This window comes from Agrobacterium tumefaciens (assembly GCF_013337285.1).
In the GTDB taxonomy this organism is placed as follows: domain Bacteria; phylum Pseudomonadota; class Alphaproteobacteria; order Rhizobiales; family Rhizobiaceae; genus Agrobacterium; species Agrobacterium burrii.
Genome location: NZ_SUPW01000001.1, coordinates 874,496 through 893,445 on the forward strand (window position 1 = coordinate 874,496; position 18,950 = coordinate 893,445).

Here is an 18,950-nt window from a genome sequence, read left to right on the forward strand (position 1 = left end):
CGGCCGGGAGTCGGCCATCACGCGCAGGGCAAGCCATCATCGTGCCGGCAACCGGCGGCGTCAAAGGTTTTATGGCGTTTCTTACAGCCCGACGACTCTGACATCGCCGACATGGATGCCGTTCCAGTTGCGCATCTGCCGGTTGGACATGCCAATGAGCACCTGCTGCTCGGCACTGCCCTCATCAAAATAGCGGGCTAGCAATGCCGAGACCATGGCTTCGGCCGCGCGCGTGGTGCCGTCCTCGCATTTCACCGCCATGGCAATGCCCTTTTCCGGAAGGGCCGCCACGAAAACGCCTTCAGCGCCGGTCTTGGCAAAAATCTTGCCCGGTGCGATCTGCATAAGCTTCGTGCAGGCGCGGCCGGTGCCTGCCACATAAAAGGGTTCCGCCATGCAGGCCTCGATGAGACGGCGCGAGGCTTTGGCGCGGCCCGCTTCCAGCCCCCTGCCCGTCGCCATCCTGGCGAAACCATGCGCCAGACCCGTGAGCGGCACCGCATAGGTGGGGATGGAGCAACCATCGACGCCACAATTGTCGTGGCCGAGCGCCGCCCCCGTCAGGCTTGCCATCGTGGCGCGGATTTGCCTCTGCAACGGGTGATCATAACCGACATAGCCCTTGGGGTCGGTGCCCGTGTGGCAGCAGGCGCAGATGAAGCCGGAATGTTTACCGGAGCAATTATTGTGTAGCGCCGTCGGTTTTTCCAGCGTGCGGGCCTGATGGATGATGGTTTTCTGGTCGGATGACCAGTGCGCACCGCATTCCAGCGTCTCCACATCCCGTCCCGCTTTGGCCAGCATGGAAGCGGCAAGCGCCGCATGTTCGTCTTCACCGGAATGGGAGGAACAGGCAAGCGCCAGTTCACGATTGCCGAAACCATAGGCATCCGCCGCGCCGCTTTCCACCAGCGGCAGCGCCTGCATGGCCTTGCAGGCAGAACGCGGGAAGATGCCGCGCTCGATATCGCCTGCCGCAAACACAACACCGCCATCGCCATCCACCACCACGGCAAGGCCCTGATGGCGGCTTTCGACAAGACTGCCCCTGGTGATTTCGACGGTAACGGAATTGTTCATTCTCTCAGCCTCAAAAAATTCTGATTTTATGTCGTTGATACCGTAATTGATTTTTCGATGCACGGGGCTCTCAGTGAAATTTGCAAAACGTCTGCTGCTGGCGATTGCCATTATCTATCTGCTGCCTGCGCTGGCATCGGCCGGGTTGTGGGCCATGCGGGATCATCCGCAGGGCTGGCGCGATGCCCGCTGGTCCTCCTCAGGCACCCTTCCGCAAGCCGGAGCCGATGGGCAGGCAGCGGTTTACGTGTTTTCCGCCATGACCGGGGGCTTCAAGGGCTCCGTCGCCAGCCATGCCTGGATCGTGCTGAAAAAGCCGGGTGCGACGGCCTATGACCGCTATGACAAGGTGGGTTGGGGAACGCCCATCCGCCGCAATGGTTATGCGGCGGATGCCTTCTGGTATTCCAACACGCCGCGCCAGGTGGTGGCCGTTCACGGCGCGGCGGCGGAAAAGCTGATCCCCAGGATCGAACAGGCGATTGCCGACTACCCCTACGGCAAGCCGGGCGGCTACCGCATCTATCCCGGCCCGAACTCCAACACCTTCGTCGCCCATGTGCTGCGCAGCGTGCCGGAACTCGGCGTGGTGCTGCCATCAGATGCGGTGGGTCGCGACTATCTGCCGAACGGCGCGTTTTATCATGTTGCCGACGACTGGAAGGATGCGAGTGTTTCGCTGGGCGGATTGTTTGGTATTTCGGCGGGAACGCGCAGCGGTTTCGAGATCAATTTTCTCGGTCTGGTCGCGGGGATCGATTTCAGCCGCCCGGGCATCAAGATACCGGGGCTTGGTTATTTCGGGGTGGCCGGCGCACGCGTCTGACGCATCAGGCATCGGCGGCGTGACTTGCCCTTTTTGCGCGGATGGCCTGGGCGATGAAAACGCGCGACAGGCCGTGATAGAGCGGTTCCCGGGAGAACAGGCGGGAGGTCAGATATCCCAGCATCGATGCCACCATGATGGGGATGACGCCTTCATGATTGCCGGTCATTTCGAGGATGATGACAAAAGCCGTCATCGGCGCCTGCACCACGCCGGCGAAATATCCTGCCATGCCAACGATCGCGCCAAGGCCGATGCTGGTGCCGAGCAGAGCGGCCATGGTGCTGCCAAAACCGGCACCCACGGACAGGGAGGGCGCGAAGATGCCGCCGGGAATACCCGACATCATTGCAAGAAATGTCGCCGCCAGCTTTTCGATGAAGAAGAAGGTCGGAGCGGCTTGCCCCTCAATCGCCGCACGGGCCTGTTCGTAGCCGGTTCCAAAGGTCGCGCCACCCGTTGCAATGCCGATGACGGCCGAAGCGAGGCCGCAGGCGGCGGCAACCGCCAGCATTCGCTTCAAAGGCATGGTTTGCGCGAAGCGCCGGATGCGGGCGGACAGACGCAGCGCCCCGGCGCTGAAAAGCGCGCCGAAAGCGCCGCCGCCAATGCCGCAGATCAGCACCAGAAGCCAGTCTGCTGTCGTTTTCGCCAGAACGGAACTCGTACCGAAATATGTGTAGCTGCCGACCAGCGCCAGCGAAGCAAGGCCGGACAGGATGACGGCGGTGAGAACGAGACCATTGGCGCGTGATTCGTAGGTTTTGCTCATTTCCTCGATAGCAAAGACGATGCCTGCCAGCGGCGTATTGAAGGCGGCCGCGATGCCCGCCGCCGATCCGGCAAGGATGAGACCCTTCGCCTGCGCCATGCCGCCCCAGCGGGCGGCCTGCAGCATGATCGAGGCACCCACCTGAACGGTCGGCCCCTCACGCCCGATCGACGCACCGGACAAAAGACCCGCCACCGTCAACACCACCTTGCCGAAAGCGAGCTTCAGCGACAGAAGCCGCGAGCGATCCGCATCGTCACGCAGATGCCGCGCCGCGATCGCCTGCGGAATGCCGCTGCCACCGGCATTGGGGAAAACCGTCAATGCCAGCCAGGCGCAGAGCGTGAAACCGAGCGGCGTGATGATGAGGGGCAACAGGAACGCCCACGGCCCCGAAGAAGTGGCCGCGAAAAAAAGATGCTGGGCGCGATCCGCCGCCCATGCAAAACCGACGCTGATGACCCCCACCGCAAGCGCGCCGACCCAGAAAACCGCCCGCGGTTTCCACGCCCGCCACGACCCCCAGACAACACGGGAACGGCGGAGCATCTTCAGCTTCTTGTAATCGACGGGCATGGCGGTCCAGATCGGTAATTTCAGTCATTGTCGGGCGGGAGGTCCTTTTATCGGACTGCCAGCCCGCGATTGCAAGTTTTGCATTTGACATGGCGTGAGAAGCGGCTCATTCTGCGCATCGCAATTGCAACGCATGGAGGCGAGACATGAAAACCGCGACATTACCCTCGCTTCGGGTAACGGCGGATTTTCGCGAGGCGGCGGAAAGCGTGCTGAAGGACGGCGAGACGCTCTCTTCCTTCGTTGAGGATTCCGTGCGCAGGCAGGTGGAAATCCGTAAATCACAAGCGGAGTTCATCGCGCGTGGGCTGGCGTCACTCGAAGAATCCAAACGCACCGGGATTTTTTACTCCGCCGAAGAGGTGCATGCGGAATTGCGGGCGATGCTCGCAGCTAAGAAAGCTGAGCGTGGCAAGTGACGTTCAATCTCCGGTACACGATTGCCGCCCGAGCGGACATAACCCGGCTATATAATTTTCTACTGGAAAAGGATTTTTCAACGGCGGAAAAAGCCGTGGACCGAATCATTTCGACGATTGAGGGACTGAGCGAGTTTCCTTTCGCAACGCGCAAGGCACCTGGAGACAACGCACTCTTACGGGAACTGATCGTTCCGTTCGGATCTTCCGGTTACATCGTCCTCATTCAAATCGAAGATGCGGAAACCGTGTCCATCCTCGCGATCCGCCACCAGCGCGAGGATGATTACCTTTGATCCTCACCGGTCGCTGACCGCCGCGCGCGGGTTCACCCAAGGTTCCTGATTGGAACGCGGCAGCGGGGTCTTTCCAAGAATATGATCGGCCGCCTTTTCGCCGGTCATGATCGACGGGCCGTTGAGGTTGCCATAGGTCACATGCGGGAAGATCGAGCTGTCGGCGACCCTCAATCCCTCCACGCCGATCACCCGGCATTCGGGATCGACGACGGCCATCGGGTCGTTGCGGTCGCCCATCCGGCAGGTGCCGCAGGGGTGATAGGCGCTTTCTAGATGCTCGCGCAAAAAGGCGTCGATTTCCTCGTCCGTCCCGACATTTTCGCCCGGCTGGATTTCCGGTCCGCGAAAATCGTCGAAGGCTTTCTGGCTGAAAATCTCGCGCGTCAGGCGCACGCAATGGCGGAATTTTTCCCAGTCTTCCGGGTGGCTCATATAGTTGAAACGAATGACCGGATCGTCCTTCGGATCGGCGGAGCGGAGCGTGACATTGCCGCGCGATTTCGACAGGTTATAGCCGACATGCACTTGAAAACCATGACTTTTCGCGGCCGCCTTGCCGTCATAGGAAATGGCGACCGGCAGGAAATGATACTGGATGTCAGGCTGTTTCAGCCCCGGTGCTGAGCGCAGGAAGGCGCAGGCCTCGAACTGATTGGAGGCGCCAAGCCCGCCCTTCGACAGCAGCCATTGCGCGCCCGCCACGCCCTGCCAGAACCATGGCAGCCAGGAATAAAGCGAGACCGGCTTGGTCGAGACCTGCTGGAAATAGAACTCCATATGGTCCTGAAGGTTTGCGCCCACACCCGGACGATCCGCCTTTACCTCAATGCCCATCTCAGCCAGATGCGCGGCAGGGCCGATGCCCGAAAGCATCAGCAGTTTCGGTGAGTTGAATGAGGAGGCGGACACGATGACTTCGCGATTGGCCGTGATGGTTTCCACCACGCCCTTACGCTCGATCTCGACACCCACGGCGCGGCCATTCTCGATGACAATCTTGCGGGCGAAACCGCCAACCAGCGTGACATTACCGCGCTTCAGCGCCGGCCGCAGATAGGCATTGGCGGCGGACCAGCGACGGCCGTGGTGGATGGTCTGCTCCATAAGGCCGAAACCTTCCTGCCTGGAGCCGTTATAGTCGTCCGTCAGCTCGAAGCCGGCCTGTGCGCCGGCCTGAATAAAGGCATGGAACAGCGGATTATTCACCGGCCCGCGCTGCACATGCAGCGGCCCATCCGTGCCGCGCCAGCCTTCCTCGCCGCCATGGCTGTGTTCCATGCGCTTGAAGTAGGGCAGCACATCCGCATAGGCCCAGCCCTGCGCGCCAAGCTCTTCCCAGCGGTTGAAATCCTCGGCATGGCCGCGCACGTAAACGAGGCCGTTGATGGAGGACGAGCCGCCGATGACCTTGCCGCGCGGGGCGGTGATGCGGCGATTGTCGAGATTGGGTTCGGGCTCGGAGAGGTAACCCCAATTGTAGCGCTTCATGCTCATCGGCCAAGCGAGTGCGGCCGGCATCTGGATGAAGGGGCCGAAATCCGAACCGCCAGCCTCGATGACGATGACGGAATAGCGACCGTCTTCCGACAGGCGGTAGGCGATGGCGGAACCTGCGGAACCGGAGCCGACGATGACGTAATCTGCTTGCATGATTTGTGCTCTCCGATGAGCTGTGGTTCTGATTTAGGGTATGCGCGTGGGGCTTACCCCCCTCTGTCCTGCCGGACATCTCCCCCACAAGGAGGGAGATCAGCAAGACGACGGGGCATCGCTTCATTTGCGACCTCGAAGAAGGACGCGACGTGGCCGCAGGTCGATCTCCCTCCTTGTGGGGGAGATGCCCGGCAGGGCAGAGGGGGGTAAGCCCCACGCGCCAACCGTCAATAAGGTGCGTCCACCTTCCCCGTGCTCACATAAACCGTCTTCAGCTCACTGTAATGCTCCAGCGCCGCCGCCGAATTCTCCCGCCCGAAGCCGGATTGTTTCGAGCCGCCGAAGGGGATTTCCACCGGGCAGAGATTATAGGTGTTGATCCATAGCGTGCCCGCCTCCAGCTGATCCACCACACGGTGAGCACGGGCGAGATCGGCAGTGAAGACGCCGCCGGCGAGGCCGAATTCGGTGGCGTTGGCGCGGGCGAGAACCTCGTCTTCATCGTCAAAATCCAGCACGCACATGACCGGGCCGAAGATTTCCTCGCGGGCGATGGTCATGTTGTCGGTTACATCGGCAAAAACGGTCGGCTGCACATAGGCCCCCTCACCCGACACATTGTTGGGGATGCCGCCGCCGGTCACCAGCGTCGCACCCTCCGCCTTGCCCTTTTCGATGTAGGCAAGAACCTTCTCCTGCTGGGCCTTGGAGACCAGCGGGCCGAGATGGGTGGCGTAGTCAAGCGGATCGCCGAGGATCATCGCTTCGGTGCGGCGCTTCAGGTTTTCGAGGAAGCGGCCCTTGGCTTTTTTCTGCACGAAGACGCGCGTGCCATTGGAGCAGACCTGCCCGGAGGAATAAAAATTGCCGAGCATCGCACCGCCGACAGCACTTTCGATATCGGCATCGTCGAAAACGATCAACGGCGACTTGCCGCCGAGCTCCATGGTCACGTGCTTGAGATGCCCGGCAGCGGCAGCGGCCACCTTGCGGCCGGTTGGGACTGAGCCTGTCAGCGAGACCTTCGCGACATCGGGGTGGTTGACCAGCAGCGGACCGGTATCACGATCGCCCTGAATGACGTTGAACAGGCCCTTGGGCAGACCGGCTTCGATGAGGATTTCGGCGATCTTCAGTGCGCCCAGCGGGGTGTTTTCCGAGGGCTTGAAGACCATGGCGTTGCCGGCGACGAGTGCCGGCGCTGCCTTCCAGCAGGCGATCTGCTGCGGATAGTTCCATGCGCCGATGCCCACGCAGACTCCCAATGGCACGCGCTTCGTATAGGCGAAATCTCCACCGAGCGGGATGTAATCACCATTCAGCGCAGAAGGTGCGATGCCGCCGAAAAACTCGAAGGCATCCGCGCCGGAGGTGGGATCGGCGACGATGGTTTCCTGGATCGGCTTGCCGGTATCGAGTGTCTCCAGCGTGGAAAGCGCATCGTTGCGTTCACGCATGATATCAGCGGCGCGTTTGAGGATGCGGCCGCGCGCCATGGGGGTCATCGCCGCCCATTCCTTCTGGGCGCGCTTGGCAGACGCGATGGCGCGCTCGACAATCGCCGGGGTTGCCGCATGCAGCCTTGCGATAACCTCGCCGGTGGCCGGAAAGATGCTTTCGAACAGCGTGCCGGCAGTGTCTTCGACATAGTCGCCGTCGATGAAATGCGAGGCTTTGGGCTGCGCCCGGAGAGGCGTGGCGATAGTCATGTCGAAGTCTCCTTAGAGAACGCGGATGGACGGCTTGGGGCGCTGTCCATCGGGATAGGGTTTGAGCTGCATGTCGAAATAATCCTCGACAAGCGCCGGCGCGGAAGCGAGGCCGAGCGGGGCGGACCGCAGGCTGTGGCGGATGTAAAGACCGTCTATCAGCGCTGCCGCCCCTTCCGCGATGCGTGCGGCATCATCCGGCGGGCAGAGGCGGGACAGGCTGGACAGAAGATTGGAGCGCAGGCGGCGGGAATAAATCACCAGCAGCCGCCGGGTTTCCTCCGAACGCTGCGCCTCGACATAAAAGGCAAGCCATGCCGCCACAGTTTCCGGCGTGAACTGGTCACTCTGGAAGGAGACGTGCACGATGGCGCTCAGCCTCTCGCGCGGGCCGGAAGCGCGGGTCAGCGCCGCCACGGCATCGCGCCTGAGGTCACGCAACAGGCTGCGGATGGTTTCGAGAAGAAGCTGCTGCTTGCTGCCGAAATAATGATGCGCAAGTGCCGCCGACACGCCCGCTTCCCGGGCAATGTCAGACATCGTCACATTCAGCGAACCATGGTGGCCGATGGTGCGCAGCGCCGCATCCACAAGCGCCTTGCGGCGCAGAGGCTCCATTCCAATCTTTGGCATCATCGTCTCCTTGACGGATGGCAAATTATTCTTGATTGATCAATCAATCAATAAAAAATGCGCCGTTTTATGTCGCGGATTTGCGATGGATCATATTTTCCGACGCCGTATTCCAATAATTTCACAAATGCCGGGCATCAGGCTCATTACCCCTCTCACAGGGGAAAAACTAAACCGTGATATACTGCTAATTGGGAATGAAACGCGTTTCGTGCTAATATAGGAAGTGATACAAATTTCGCTGGAAGCGGCGCCAGACGAAAAACAATAAAAACGCCCGCCATAGACCACGACGATACCTGGTCCGCACATTGGACATCAAAGGTTCGATCGCAGCGTTTAAAGAAGGGAGTGATATCATGCCAATGGTAACAGTATCGATTTCCCCGGAACAGGCGGCAAGAATGCGCGAGGCCGTGAATAGCGGCGCTTACGCATCTGGCAGCGAGGTCGTCAGGGCCGCGCTGCGGCTATGGGCGGCCTCTGCCCAACACAGCACTGAAACAACGCCTCCCGCCCCTGTCGAAGCGGACCGGGAGCGCATGAATGTTGCGGAACTTTACGCCGCTCACACCGGGCATGCGCGCCGGGCCTGAGGCTTTGCCCGGCAACCCCGCATATTGAGGGGGTTGTGACAAAACGTTCATCAAAGCTTCACAATCGTGAAAGCTTTTGTTGACCTGTGATCTGCAATTGTTCGCCGTAAAAGAAACGGCCCCGTTGTGGCGGATTTTCACGCCATGCAATCTCGGGGCTGGCCAATTGCGGAGAAAGAAATGCAGGCCGTCACGATGGAGAATGATGTCATAAGGCGATTTGCCTCCGGGCACATGTTTCCCATGGCAAAGCTTGTGCTTGAAACCGCGTTTCAGCCGATTGTCGAGGCGACGACGGGCACGATTTTCGGCTATGAATCATTGATGCGCGGCCATGACCGGCTTGGATTTTCCAATCCGCTGGCGCTTCTCGACCAGGCTGCTGCGGACGGCGAACTGAAAGCTTTCGAGCAGATGCTGGCAAGCCGCGCGCTGGCGAAATTCTCCACCCTGCCCGACTTTTCCTCCACCACCCTGTTCCTCAATCTCGATGTGCGGCTGATCCCGCACGGCGACGCCATTCTCGACAAGCTTGTCGGCCATCTGGCGCGGGCAGGCATTCCGGCCTCCTCCATCTGCTTTGAGCTTTCCGAACGTTTCGACAACACCAGCGTGCCGGAATTCACGGCGCTGATTGCCCGTATGCGCAAGGAAGGCTTCAAGCTGGCGATCGATGATTTCGGCGCCGGTCACGGCGAGATGAAGCTTTTGTGCGACTATCCGCTGGACTACCTGAAGATCGACCGGCACTTCATCAGTGGTGTCGATCATCTTCCGCGCAAACAGCATCTCGTCCGCAACATCGTCAACATCGCCCATGTTCTTGGCGTTCGGGTGATTGCGGAAGGCATTGAAACGGAAGCGGAATTCCTGACCTGCCGCGAATATGGCGTCGATCTGGTGCAGGGCTGGCTGATCGCCAGACCGACGGTCTTCACCAGCGAACTGCCAGAGAGCTTTCCGCACCTCAACCGCATGGGCGTGGCGCGGCGCAGCAGCCAGTCGCTGGACGAAATATTGATCCGCCGGGAAATCGAGCGTCTTCCCACCGTCTATGAGCATGACAGCGTCGATAATGTCTTCGAACTGTTCCGCAGAAACCCGCAGCAGGCATTTTTCCCGGTTCTCAACGCCAATGGCGAACCGCGCGGCGTTATCAACGAATATCACCTCAAGGAATATATCTACCGGCCTTTCGGCCGCGACCTGCTCAAGAACAAGATTTATGAGCGCACCATCTCCCATTTCGTCGATCCCGCGCCGATCGTCGGCCTTGATGCCGATGCAGATCAGCTGATGAACATGTTCGCCAGCATGGGCGGCAGCGCCTGCATCATCCTGACCGAAAACATGCGTTACGCCGGCATCGTCTCGGCGGCCTCGCTCATCAAGGTCATCAATGAAAAACAGCTGAAGATGGCGCAGGACCAGAACCCGCTGACGGCGCTGCCCGGTAACCGCGCCATTGGCGGCTTCATATCCGACAGCTGCGGCGACGGCGACGAGACGCGGTTCTTCTGCTATTGCGACTTCGACAATTTCAAACCCTTCAACGACAAATACGGCTTCAACGCCGGCGACCACGCCATCACCCTGTTTTCGGCGCTGATGCGCCGTTACTTCTTCGCCGGCGACTGTTTCCTCGGCCATATTGGCGGCGACGATTTCTTCATCGGCGTGCGTGACTGGACGGTGGAAGAGCTGACGGAAATCCTCGAACGCCTGCTCAGCGATTTCCACGACGACGTGGCGGAACTCTATTCGCAGGAGGACCGCGACGCCGGGCACATGGTCGGGCTCGACCGTCGCGGCAATGAGCGGGATTTCGCGCTGCTGCGCTGCTCGATCGGTGTTCTCACCCTGCCGAAAGGGTTGATCATCGCCAATCCCGAGCGCATCGGCAGCGAGATTGCCGGCGTCAAGACAGCCGCAAAGGAAAACGAAGGTGGTCTTGTGATCCGGGTGTTCGGCGAGACAAATTGAGAAACAGGGGGCGAGTTTGGGACCCGGTTGACCCGGAGTTTGCGGCTTTACCCCCCTCTGCCCTGCCGGGCATCTCCCCCACAAGGAGGGAGATCATACGCGGCGAGGTTTCGCCCCTCTTAAAGTTTGAGAATGAAGCGACGGTAGAGCCGCTTGCCGATCTCCCTCCTTGTGGGGGAGATGCCCGGCAGGGCAGAGGGGGGTAAAGCCGCGCACTCCACGCCCATGCGAACCAACAACACCCAACGTACTCCAGCGTCAAAGAGCCGCCTTTCCTAAAGGACGCATCCGGCCTACATTTTAAGGTAACGCCAATCCCCAGGGAGTTGCCCTCACCCATGTCCGATACCACGACCCTGCCCGAAACAATGCGCTTCATCGACCTTCCTTCCCATGGCGGCCCGGAAGTGATGCAGCTTTCGCAGATGGCTTTGCTGAAACCCGCCAAAGGCGAGATTCTGGTCAAGGTCGAGGCAACGGGCGTCAACCGTCCCGATGTCGCACAGAGACAGGGCATCTATCCGCCGCCCAAGGATGCAAGCCCGATCCTCGGCCTGGAAATTGCCGGAGAAGTGGTTGCGCTCGGAGAAGGCGTCACCGAATTCAAACCGGGCGATAAAATCTGCGCGCTCGCCAATGGCGGCGGCTACGCCGAATATTGCACCGTGCCGGCCGGACAGGCCCTGCCCTTCCCCAAGGGTTATGATGCCGTCAAAGCCGCAGCGCTGCCGGAAACCTTCTTCACGGTCTGGGCCAATCTCTTCCAGATGGCGGGCCTCACCGAAGGCGAAACCGTGCTGATCCACGGCGGTACCAGCGGCATCGGGACAACGGCCATCCAGCTCGCCAAAGCTTTTGGCGCGGAAGTCTATGCCACGGCGGGCTCAGTGGAGAAATGCGACGCCTGCGTCAAGCTCGGCGCCAAACGGGCGATCAATTACCGTGAGGAAGATTTCGCCGCCGTCGTCAAGACCGAGACCGGCGGCAAGGGCGTGGACGTCGTTCTGGATATGATCGGCGCTGCCTATTTCGAAAAGAACATCGCCGCCCTCGCCAAGGACGGCTGCCTGTCCATCATCGCCTTTCTGGGCGGCGCCGTGGCGGAGAAGGTCGACCTGCGCCCCATCATGGTCAAACGCCTCACCGTCACCGGCTCCACCATGCGGCCCCGCACCGCCGACGAGAAACGCGCGATCCGCGATGACCTCATCGAGCTGGTCTGGCCGCTCATCGAAAGCGGCAAAATCGCACCGGTCATCAATCGGGTCTTTGCGCTGGATGAGGTCGCGGAGGCACATCGGTTGATGGAAAGCAGCAATCATATCGGCAAGATCGTGATGCGGGTGTCGTGATTACACTCTGCTTGTGTTGTTTTTATTGACAACAGATGAGGACGTTGTCATGAATAACAACACGAAGGTGGTACTGCTCGAAAAAACCCGCAAGGTAATCGATGAGACCGCCTTTTTCGAGGTTGTCCTGTGGCACCTGCCGGAGCCGGTTCCTGGAAGCGCCCACCCTTTCAAGTATCGGCTGGCACTTGTGATCAAAGGTGAATGCGTTCTGCGCTATGACAATGAACGCGGCAAAGGTGATCATCGCCACATGGAGGGGCGTGAGGACACAATCGAGTTCACCACGCTTGAAGCCCTCTTCGATGCTTTTCAGGGTGATATGGAAAGGATTTTAGCATGACCGCACTGACTGTCCGTCTCGGCACCATCGATGACATTAAAAGCCGGTTTGTCGCCGCCGGAAATCTGGCGATGTCTGGAAAGCCGGCGGAGGCGAAACCGTCTGTCGAATTTTCCAGCTATGAAGACCTGCACCGCATTCTCGCCCCGTTGCGTCTTGCCATTGTCCGGGCTCTGTCGGGTCAGGGAACGCTTTCGATCCGCGAGGTCGCGCGCCGCGTGGGGCGGGATGTGCAGGCCGTTCATCGCGACGTCACGACGCTTCTCCATGCGGGCATCATCGACAGGAACAACGACGGTATTGCGTTTCCCTATGACAGCATCCATTTCGAATTCGACGTGAAGGCCGGCGAAGCGGCATAGTCTCACTGGTCGTGCTTGAACGACTGCCTCTTGCATTCACCGCGAATCGTACTACCTTCTAGTTATGTTCAACGTATCGGAAGGAGGTGATCCAATGTCTAATGAGATTTCGGTTTCTGGTTCAGGCAATGGAAAGGGTGTGTGTGCGACGGGGCAACCCTCGGCGTAAAACCACCAGCCTTCGGAACGTTGAGAAACAGTCCCGGGTCTGTAAACAGGACCAAACTCATGGAAGGGTCGCCTCTGGCGGCCCTTTTCTGTTTGTGGGGATTGGGTGTACCTCCCTCATCTCTGTGCTTGTCACAGAGATCCAGCCAGACCAAGTCTTTGGGCTGAAAGGAGTCCTTTTCGACGCGCAGACGCGCGTCGGCTGGATTCCTGTGACAAGCACAGGAATGAGGAAATCTGATAGACCTGTTCCCAGCCTACCTCTTCCCAAACACCTTCCAGCGTGTCGGGCGAAAGCGCAGTTCGGCACCCACGGCCACCGCGGCGTTGAGCGGCACTTCGATTTCGAGGTGATAGGGCTCATGGCCGTTATTGGCGATGTCGATTTCGGCGATACGGGTGCCGGCAAGGCGGCGGCAGGTGGTGACTTTACCGTAGAGCGTATCCTTCTCGTCCGTCAGCACGACGTCTTCCGGCCGGAAGAAAAGCTCGCCCTCGCCTGCGCCGCCCTCATTGATACCGATGCTTTCCCCCTGAAACAGCACATGGCCGCCGCGGATCGTCACCGGCAGGCTGGAAGATTCGCCGATGAAGGAAAAGACGAAGGGAGAATTCGGCGTGTCATAGACGTCATCGGCCGTGCCGACCTGTTCGATCTTGCCCTGGCTCATGACCACGACGCGGTCGGCCAGTTCCAGCGCTTCTTCCTGATCGTGGGTAACGAAAACGGTGGTGTGGCCGGTGCGGTCGTGGAATTCGCGCAGCCAGCGGCGCAGCTCCTTGCGCACCTTGGCGTCGAGTGCGCCGAAGGGTTCGTCGAGAAGCAGCACCTTCGGCTCGATGGCGACAGCGCGCGCCAGCGCCACGCGCTGGCGCTGGCCGCCGGAAAGCTGAGTTGGATAACGTTTTTCAAGACCGGAGAGATGCACCATGTCGAGAAGTTCGGACACCCGCTTGCGGATCTCCGCTCTCGGCGGGCGGGTGGCGGAGGGGCGCACTTTCAGGCCGAAGGCGATATTGTCGGCCACCGTCATATGGCGGAACAGCGCGTAGTGCTGGAAGACGAAACCGACATTGCGCTCCTGCACGGTGCGATGCGAGGCATCCTCATCGCCGAAATAGATATGGCCCTGCGTCGGCTGTTCGAGGCCGGCGATCAGACGCAACAGCGTCGTCTTGCCGGAACCGGAAGGACCGAGCAGCGCGATCAGCTCCCCGGAACGAATGTCGAGCGACACGTCGTTCAGCGCTGGAAAGCGGTCGAACTGCTTGGTGATGCCGGAAACTTTCACTTCCATGAAGATGCCTTTCAATGCTTGCCGGCTGCGTTGCCCGCGCCAAAGCGTATTTCGAGAATGGTTTTGAGAACGAGCGTTACAAGCGCCAGACCGGCCAGCAGCGTCGCCACCGCAAAGGCCGCGCCGAGATTGTACTCATTATAGAGGATCTCGACATGCAGCGGCATGGTGTTGGTTTCGCCGCGAATATGGCCTGATACCACCGAAACGGCACCAAACTCGCCCATGGCGCGGGCGTTGCAGAGCAGCACCCCGTAAAGCAGGCCCCATTTGATATTCGGCAGCGTGACATAGCGGAAGGCCTGCCAGCCGGAGGCGCCGAGCGAAATCGCCGCCTCTTCGTCGCCATTGCCCTGATCCTGCATCAGCGGGATCAACTCACGCGCGACAAAGGGAAAGGTGACGAAGATGGTGGCAAGCACGATGCCCGGAACCGCGAAGAGGATTTCGATGCCATAGCTTTTCAGCCACGGCCCGAGCACGCTGTGGGCGGAAAACAGGATGACATAGACCAGACCGGAAATAACCGGCGAGATCGAGAATGGCAGGTCGATCAGCGTGATCAGAAACGCCTTGCCCTTGAACTCGAATTTGGCGATGGCCCAGGCGGCGGCAACCCCGAAGACCACATTGAGCGGCACCGAGATGGCAGCGACCAGCAGCGTCAGGCGGATGGCGGAGAGCGCATCCGGCTCGACGATGGCTTCCCAAAAGGCGTCCCCGCCTTTGCGGAAGGCTTCGAAGAACACCGAGACGAGCGGCAGCACGAGGAACGCCGCCAGGAACAGGAAGGCGACGGCGATCAGCGCCAGCCGGGCGGGAAAGCTTTCGCTGGCGGGATCGCGGAACGGCCGGGGTGCGGTGCGGGAAGCGGTCTCAGACATAACCGTACCTCTTGCGGCTCCAGGCCTGAATGAGATTGATGAGGAACAGCATGGCGAAGGAGATGATCAGCATGATGGTGGCGATGCCGGTGGCGGCCGCATAATTGAACTCCTCCAGCCGGATGACGATGAGGAGCGGCGCGATTTCCGAGACGTAAGGGATATTGCCGGCGATGAAGATGACCGAGCCATATTCGCCGACGCCGCGCGCAAAGGCGAGCGCGAAACCCGTGAGGATGGCGGGTGTGAGGCTCGGCAGCAGAACGCGGGTGATGGTCTGGAAACGGTTGGCGCCGAGCGTCGCCGCGACCTCTTCCACCTGCCGGTCGATCTCTTCCATGACCGGCTGCACGGTGCGAACGACGAAGGGCAGGCCGATGAAGATCAGCGCGATGACGATGCCAGTCGGCGTGAAAGCGATCTTGATGCCGAAGGGTTCGAACAGCGAGCCGACCCAGCCGCGATTGGCATAAAGCGTGGTGAGCGCGATACCTGCAACCGCCGTTGGCAGGGCGAAGGGCAGATCGACGATGGCATCAACGAAGCGGCGGCCGGGGAAACGATACCGCGTCAGAACCCAGGCGACGAGGACGCCGAAAACCGCGTTGACGAGCGCGGCGATGAAAGCCGTGCCGAAACTGACGCGCAGCGCATTCAGCGTGCGGCTATCGGTGGCAATCGCGAAAAAATCTGCAAAACCAAGTTTCGCCGTGGACCAGACAAGGCCGCCGAGCGGAATAAGAATGATGAGAAACAGGTAGGTGACGGTGTAACCAAACGTCAGGCCGAAGCCGGGTATGACACTCGACTGCCGCCACTTCCACCTGTTTCCGGATGTATTATTGCTCATCAAGGCTCCGGATAATCTTTGTTTGGCGCATTTCCGGACAGGAAACCGGGGTCCACTTTTCCTGGAAATGCTCTCTGGGAGCCGGCGTTCCCCGGCGTTTATTATAAAGTATCGACCGGCACGGTGTCCGGTCGATCAGGCTTTTGTTTATCTTGTCCCGGTGGACGGGGTGATCTCTTGTCACCCTATCATCCGCTTACTTCGCGGGCTTGTAAATCTGGTCGAAGATGCCGCCATCGCCAAAATGTTCAGGCTGCGCCTTGGCCCAACCGCCGAAGATCGGATCGTCGATGGTGACGAGCTTGATGTCGGGCAGCTGCTTCAGCAGGTCCTTGGAGACAACGGCCGGGTTGGACGGACGGTAGAAGTGTTTGGCCGCAATGTTCTGTCCCTCGTCGGAATAAAGATATTGCAGATAGGCTTCCGCCGCCTTGCGGGTGCCCTTGGCATCGACATTGGCGTCAACCACAGCGACCGGCGGTTCGGCAAGGATCGAGATCGGCGGCACGACGATATCGAAGGCGTCAGCGCCGAATTCCTGACCGGCGAGATAGGCCTCGTTTTCCCACGCCAGCAGCACGTCGCCGATCTGGCGCTGTGCGAAGGTGACGGTGGAGCCACGGGCGCCGGTATCGAGAACCGGGGCGCGCTTGTAGAGATCGCCGACATAGGCCTTGATCTTGTCCTGATCGCCCTTGAACTCTTCATTGGCCCAGGCCCATGCAGCCAGATAGTTCCAGCGTGCACCGCCTGATGTCTTGGGGTTCGGCGTGACGATCTGGATGTCGCCCTTCACCAGATCGCCCCAATTATGGATGCCCTTCGGGTTGCCCTTGCGCACCAGGAAAACGATGGTGGAGGTGTAAGGCGAGGAATTGTGCGGCAGGCGGGTGCGCCAGTCCTTGTTGATCTTGCCGGAATTTTGAACGATGGCGTCGATGTCGCTCTGCAGCGCCAGCGTCACCACATCGGCTTCCAGACCGTCGATGACCGAGCGCGCCTGCTTGCCGGACCCGCCATGCGACTGCTGGATGGTGACATCCTCACCGGTATCGGCCTTCCACTTCTTGGCAAAGGCCTCGTTGAAATCCTTGTAGAGCTCGCGGGTCGGATCGTAGGACACATTGAGCAGCTTGGTCTGCGCGAACGCCGTGCCAACGCCCCCCAAAGCCAGTGAAAGGCCGAGAGCGGCAACGCTCAAACCGGACAGAAGCTTAGACATCGGTATTCCCTCCTGTGAAGATGGCTTAACTCTACCGGTTGAGTAGAGTTGGTCAATGAGGCCGAATACGATCGAAAAAGTGTTTCCCTTGAGCGTTTCTCCGGGCAACAAATACAGCGCAGCATAAGCGAAAGGCGCAACAAGCGTCGTGTAAAACTTTGCTGAATGCAAAACCGTTTCACATTTTTGCTGGTTTTTTGCCGCGATGGCGAAAAATATTAGGGGGTTTTAGACGATTTTTTCGTTTGCGAGGCGCGAGGAGACGACCGCGTCGGAACTCTTCCACCTGTGTCGTCGTCCGCGCATCAGTCGCGAAACCCGTGTAATACGTCGCAGCATCGGGTCCTGGCGGGTAAGCCCAGACCTCTCCTCCGTCTTCCTCGGGCTTGACCCGAGGATCCACAACCCAGCCTCACCATGGATCCTCGGGTCGAGCCCGAGGATGACGGCGAGTGTGTGGGGAGCGATGCCTGCTATGCCGTCAAAAGCTCCGGCACTTCGACCCCGGCCACCGCATCCGCAACAGTCGTGTTGAAAAGAATATTGCGCGTCGCATCGGCCACGCGGGCAAAGACGTGGCGGATCTCGCACTGCTTCTCGCCGTCGCAATCCTCGCAGCGGCGATAGGCGGTCTGCGACAGGCAAGGCAAGGGGGCAAGCGGTCCGTCGATGAGGCGCAACACCTCTCCGAAGGTGATGTCTGCGGCCGGGCGCGCCAGAAGATAACCGCCCTGCTTGCCGCGCCGGCTTTCAACGATGCGTTCCTTTTTCATTTCCAGAAGGATCTGTTCGAGGAATTTTTTCGGAATGGCCTGTTCGCGGGCGATGTCGGAAATCTGCACGGGACAGCCGCCGTCGGCCTTGGCCAGCGAAAGGAGCGCCCTTAGCGCATATTTTGCCTTCTGCGAAATCATCGTAAAACCAGTAGATCACAAGCCCGGTAACCCGGCAATTCCCGCTTAGCGCAGAAGTTGTCACAATTCAAATCCAGGCTGCAAAGAAGGTGAACGGGTATCTTTTGCTCAGACTATGCGCGCGAGAGGCATTTTTGCTCTCAAGTGCAGCGCACAAGCATTGTCATTTCTGTTCCAAAGGCCGGATTTCAACAATAATCGGCCATGGAAATCCCGGACGTGACAATGACCATCAATTCAGCAAATGTTTCTGCCGATACCGCATCCCTCGACGCCACGCTGGCCGGGCTCGACCTTGCGGGACGTCTCGCCTTCGTAGCCGGCCTTGGTGGCCGTGCGGTTTTCACCACCAGTCTCGGCATCGAGGATCAGGTCATCACGGCGGCCATCGGCACGCATCGCCTGCCGATCGATGTCGTGACGCTGGAAACAGGCCGTCTGTTCAAGGAAACCGTCGATCTCATCGATGAGACCGAGGAGCGTTTCGGCATCGAAATCCGCCGCTTCCGGCCCGAGCAGGACGATATCGACGCTTATGCGGAAAAATACGGTCTCAACGGTTTTTACGAAAGCGTCGAGGCCCGTCATGCCTGCTGTCATGTCAGAAAGCTGATCCCGCTCGGCAAATCGCTGGAGGGAGCCGCTTTCTGGATTACCGGCCTTCGTCGCGGCCAGTCGGGCAATCGCGCCACGACGCCGTTCGCCGAATTCGACGCCGAGCGCAATCTCATCAAGATCAATCCTTTGGCGGACTGGGATATCGACCTTATCCGGACGCATGTCGCCAAGGAAAACATTCCCGTCAATCCGTTGCATGCGCGTGGTTACCCCTCCATCGGCTGCGAGCCGTGTACGCGCGCCATCAAACCCGGTGAGCCTGAGCGCGCCGGACGATGGTGGTGGGAAAACGACGAGAAGCGCGAATGCGGTCTTCACGTCGCCGGTGCGGAGCAGACCTCCGCCATTTCCGCCATCCCGCAACGATAATCACTGAGTAAATCTCCCGGAGTT

General features: G+C 59.9%; 19 protein-coding genes. 9 read left to right on the top strand and 10 right to left on the bottom strand.

The genetic code is table 11. The features are described from left to right. Positions 1 to 81: 81 nt before the first annotated feature. On the bottom strand, positions 82 to 1,080 hold the full coding sequence (locus FCH38_RS04290; RefSeq protein WP_174372933.1) for an asparaginase: 999 nt from the start codon (positions 1,078 to 1,080) through the stop codon (positions 82 to 84). Between the two features lie 73 nt (positions 1,081 to 1,153). Between FCH38_RS04290 and FCH38_RS04295 the strand changes: the two genes are divergently transcribed. Beyond that, on the top strand, positions 1,154 to 1,906 hold the full coding sequence (locus tag FCH38_RS04295; RefSeq protein WP_174372934.1) for a DUF3750 domain-containing protein: 753 nt from the start codon (positions 1,154 to 1,156) through the stop codon (positions 1,904 to 1,906). Positions 1,907 to 1,910: 4 nt separating this feature from the next. Here the strand turns inward: FCH38_RS04295 and FCH38_RS04300 are convergent, their stop codons facing one another. Further along, positions 1,911 to 3,254, bottom strand: coding sequence for a chloride channel protein (locus FCH38_RS04300; RefSeq protein ID WP_174372935.1), 1,344 nt, complete (start codon positions 3,252 to 3,254; stop codon positions 1,911 to 1,913). A 146-nt stretch (positions 3,255 to 3,400) separates the two neighbouring features. Between FCH38_RS04300 and FCH38_RS04305 the strand changes: the two genes are divergently transcribed. Both FCH38_RS04305 and FCH38_RS04310 read left to right on the top strand, forming a co-directional pair. Further along, positions 3,401 to 3,673 (top strand): YlcI/YnfO family protein, encoded by a 273-nt coding sequence (locus FCH38_RS04305; RefSeq protein ID WP_174372936.1) that lies wholly within the window; start codon positions 3,401 to 3,403, stop codon positions 3,671 to 3,673. Next, the gene (locus FCH38_RS04310) at positions 3,670 to 3,969 is read left to right on the top strand and encodes a type II toxin-antitoxin system RelE/ParE family toxin (RefSeq protein ID WP_174372937.1); all 300 of its coding nucleotides are present in this window, start codon (positions 3,670 to 3,672) and stop codon (positions 3,967 to 3,969) included. The genes FCH38_RS04305 and FCH38_RS04310 overlap by 4 nt, the downstream gene beginning before the upstream one ends. Before the next feature lie 3 nt (positions 3,970 to 3,972). On the opposite strand, the gene betA is transcribed toward FCH38_RS04310, so the two are convergent. The 3 genes from betA to betI all read right to left on the bottom strand — a co-directional run bounded on the left by betA (position 3,973) and on the right by betI (position 7,967). Next, positions 3,973 to 5,622: a choline dehydrogenase gene (gene betA / locus FCH38_RS04315; protein WP_174372938.1), complete on the bottom strand. Its 1,650-nt coding sequence runs from the start codon at positions 5,620 to 5,622 to the stop codon at positions 3,973 to 3,975. A gap of 230 nt (positions 5,623 to 5,852) precedes the next feature. Further along, positions 5,853 to 7,334, bottom strand: coding sequence for a betaine-aldehyde dehydrogenase (gene betB, locus FCH38_RS04320; RefSeq protein ID WP_174372939.1), 1,482 nt, complete (start codon positions 7,332 to 7,334; stop codon positions 5,853 to 5,855). A gap of 12 nt (positions 7,335 to 7,346) precedes the next feature. Further along, a complete protein-coding gene (gene betI, locus FCH38_RS04325; protein ID WP_149898781.1) occupies positions 7,347 to 7,967 on the bottom strand; it encodes a transcriptional regulator BetI in 621 nt (206 codons plus the stop codon). Positions 7,968 to 8,326: 359 nt separating this feature from the next. On the opposite strand from betI, the gene FCH38_RS04330 reads away from it, so the two are divergent. The 5 genes from FCH38_RS04330 to FCH38_RS04350 all read left to right on the top strand — a co-directional run bounded on the left by FCH38_RS04330 (position 8,327) and on the right by FCH38_RS04350 (position 12,603). Beyond that, entirely contained in the window at positions 8,327 to 8,563 is a 237-nt protein-coding gene (locus FCH38_RS04330) for a ribbon-helix-helix domain-containing protein (RefSeq protein WP_174372940.1), read from the top strand. Between the two features lie 180 nt (positions 8,564 to 8,743). After that, entirely contained in the window at positions 8,744 to 10,546 is a 1,803-nt protein-coding gene (locus FCH38_RS04335) for a GGDEF domain-containing protein (protein WP_149898779.1), read from the top strand. Between the two features lie 338 nt (positions 10,547 to 10,884). Further along, positions 10,885 to 11,898, top strand: a complete 1,014-nt coding sequence (locus FCH38_RS04340; protein WP_174372941.1) for an NAD(P)H-quinone oxidoreductase — start codon at positions 10,885 to 10,887, stop codon at positions 11,896 to 11,898. A gap of 49 nt (positions 11,899 to 11,947) precedes the next feature. After that, entirely contained in the window at positions 11,948 to 12,241 is a 294-nt protein-coding gene (locus FCH38_RS04345; RefSeq protein ID WP_174372942.1) for a toxin-antitoxin system TumE family protein, read from the top strand. Next, positions 12,238 to 12,603: a helix-turn-helix domain-containing protein gene (locus FCH38_RS04350; RefSeq protein WP_149898777.1), complete on the top strand. Its 366-nt coding sequence runs from the start codon at positions 12,238 to 12,240 to the stop codon at positions 12,601 to 12,603. The genes FCH38_RS04345 and FCH38_RS04350 overlap by 4 nt, the downstream gene beginning before the upstream one ends. A 425-nt stretch (positions 12,604 to 13,028) precedes the next feature. Here the strand turns inward: FCH38_RS04350 and FCH38_RS04355 are convergent, their stop codons facing one another. From FCH38_RS04355 to FCH38_RS04375, 5 genes are all read right to left on the bottom strand, one after another. Continuing rightward, the gene (locus tag FCH38_RS04355; protein ID WP_174372943.1) at positions 13,029 to 14,069 is read right to left on the bottom strand and encodes a sulfate/molybdate ABC transporter ATP-binding protein; all 1,041 of its coding nucleotides are present in this window, start codon (positions 14,067 to 14,069) and stop codon (positions 13,029 to 13,031) included. 11 nt (positions 14,070 to 14,080) lie between these two features. Continuing rightward, positions 14,081 to 14,953: a sulfate ABC transporter permease subunit CysW gene (cysW, locus tag FCH38_RS04360; RefSeq protein WP_174372944.1), complete on the bottom strand. Its 873-nt coding sequence runs from the start codon at positions 14,951 to 14,953 to the stop codon at positions 14,081 to 14,083. Beyond that, positions 14,946 to 15,803 (bottom strand): sulfate ABC transporter permease subunit CysT, encoded by an 858-nt coding sequence (gene cysT / locus FCH38_RS04365; protein WP_174372945.1) that lies wholly within the window; start codon positions 15,801 to 15,803, stop codon positions 14,946 to 14,948. The genes cysW and cysT overlap by 8 nt, the downstream gene beginning before the upstream one ends. 196 nt (positions 15,804 to 15,999) lie before the next feature. Continuing rightward, positions 16,000 to 17,025: a sulfate ABC transporter substrate-binding protein gene (locus tag FCH38_RS04370; RefSeq protein WP_149898773.1), complete on the bottom strand. Its 1,026-nt coding sequence runs from the start codon at positions 17,023 to 17,025 to the stop codon at positions 16,000 to 16,002. 473 nt (positions 17,026 to 17,498) lie between these two features. Beyond that, positions 17,499 to 17,939, bottom strand: a complete 441-nt coding sequence (locus FCH38_RS04375) for an RrF2 family transcriptional regulator (RefSeq protein ID WP_025592702.1) — start codon at positions 17,937 to 17,939, stop codon at positions 17,499 to 17,501. A gap of 204 nt (positions 17,940 to 18,143) precedes the next feature. Between FCH38_RS04375 and FCH38_RS04380 the strand changes: the two genes are divergently transcribed. Beyond that, entirely contained in the window at positions 18,144 to 18,926 is a 783-nt protein-coding gene (locus FCH38_RS04380) for a phosphoadenylyl-sulfate reductase (protein ID WP_174372946.1), read from the top strand. Positions 18,927 to 18,950: the final 24 nt, after the last annotated feature.

What these genes read in the sequence shown, in the direction of transcription:
- FCH38_RS04290 (WP_174372933.1), bottom strand. Translation starts at nt 1,080, where the DNA reads ATGAACAATTCCGTTACCGTCGAAATCACCAGGGGCAGTCTTGTCGAA.
- FCH38_RS04300 (WP_174372935.1), bottom strand. Translation starts at nt 3,254, where the DNA reads ATGCCCGTCGATTACAAGAAGCTGAAGATGCTCCGCCGTTCCCGTGTT.
- FCH38_RS04305 (WP_174372936.1), top strand. Translation starts at nt 3,401, where the DNA reads ATGAAAACCGCGACATTACCCTCGCTTCGGGTAACGGCGGATTTTCGC.
- betA (WP_174372938.1), bottom strand. Translation starts at nt 5,622, where the DNA reads ATGCAAGCAGATTACGTCATCGTCGGCTCCGGTTCCGCAGGTTCCGCC.
- betB (WP_174372939.1), bottom strand. Translation starts at nt 7,334, where the DNA reads ATGACTATCGCCACGCCTCTCCGGGCGCAGCCCAAAGCCTCGCATTTC.
- betI (WP_149898781.1), bottom strand. Translation starts at nt 7,967, where the DNA reads ATGCCAAAGATTGGAATGGAGCCTCTGCGCCGCAAGGCGCTTGTGGAT.
- FCH38_RS04330 (WP_174372940.1), top strand. Translation starts at nt 8,327, where the DNA reads ATGCCAATGGTAACAGTATCGATTTCCCCGGAACAGGCGGCAAGAATG.
- FCH38_RS04335 (WP_149898779.1), top strand. Translation starts at nt 8,744, where the DNA reads ATGCAGGCCGTCACGATGGAGAATGATGTCATAAGGCGATTTGCCTCC.
- FCH38_RS04340 (WP_174372941.1), top strand. Translation starts at nt 10,885, where the DNA reads ATGTCCGATACCACGACCCTGCCCGAAACAATGCGCTTCATCGACCTT.
- FCH38_RS04345 (WP_174372942.1), top strand. Translation starts at nt 11,948, where the DNA reads ATGAATAACAACACGAAGGTGGTACTGCTCGAAAAAACCCGCAAGGTA.
- FCH38_RS04350 (WP_149898777.1), top strand. Translation starts at nt 12,238, where the DNA reads ATGACCGCACTGACTGTCCGTCTCGGCACCATCGATGACATTAAAAGC.
- FCH38_RS04355 (WP_174372943.1), bottom strand. Translation starts at nt 14,069, where the DNA reads ATGGAAGTGAAAGTTTCCGGCATCACCAAGCAGTTCGACCGCTTTCCA.
- cysW (WP_174372944.1), bottom strand. Translation starts at nt 14,953, where the DNA reads ATGTCTGAGACCGCTTCCCGCACCGCACCCCGGCCGTTCCGCGATCCC.
- cysT (WP_174372945.1), bottom strand. Translation starts at nt 15,803, where the DNA reads ATGAGCAATAATACATCCGGAAACAGGTGGAAGTGGCGGCAGTCGAGT.
- FCH38_RS04370 (WP_149898773.1), bottom strand. Translation starts at nt 17,025, where the DNA reads ATGTCTAAGCTTCTGTCCGGTTTGAGCGTTGCCGCTCTCGGCCTTTCA.
- FCH38_RS04375 (WP_025592702.1), bottom strand. Translation starts at nt 17,939, where the DNA reads ATGATTTCGCAGAAGGCAAAATATGCGCTAAGGGCGCTCCTTTCGCTG.
- FCH38_RS04380 (WP_174372946.1), top strand. Translation starts at nt 18,144, where the DNA reads ATGGAAATCCCGGACGTGACAATGACCATCAATTCAGCAAATGTTTCT.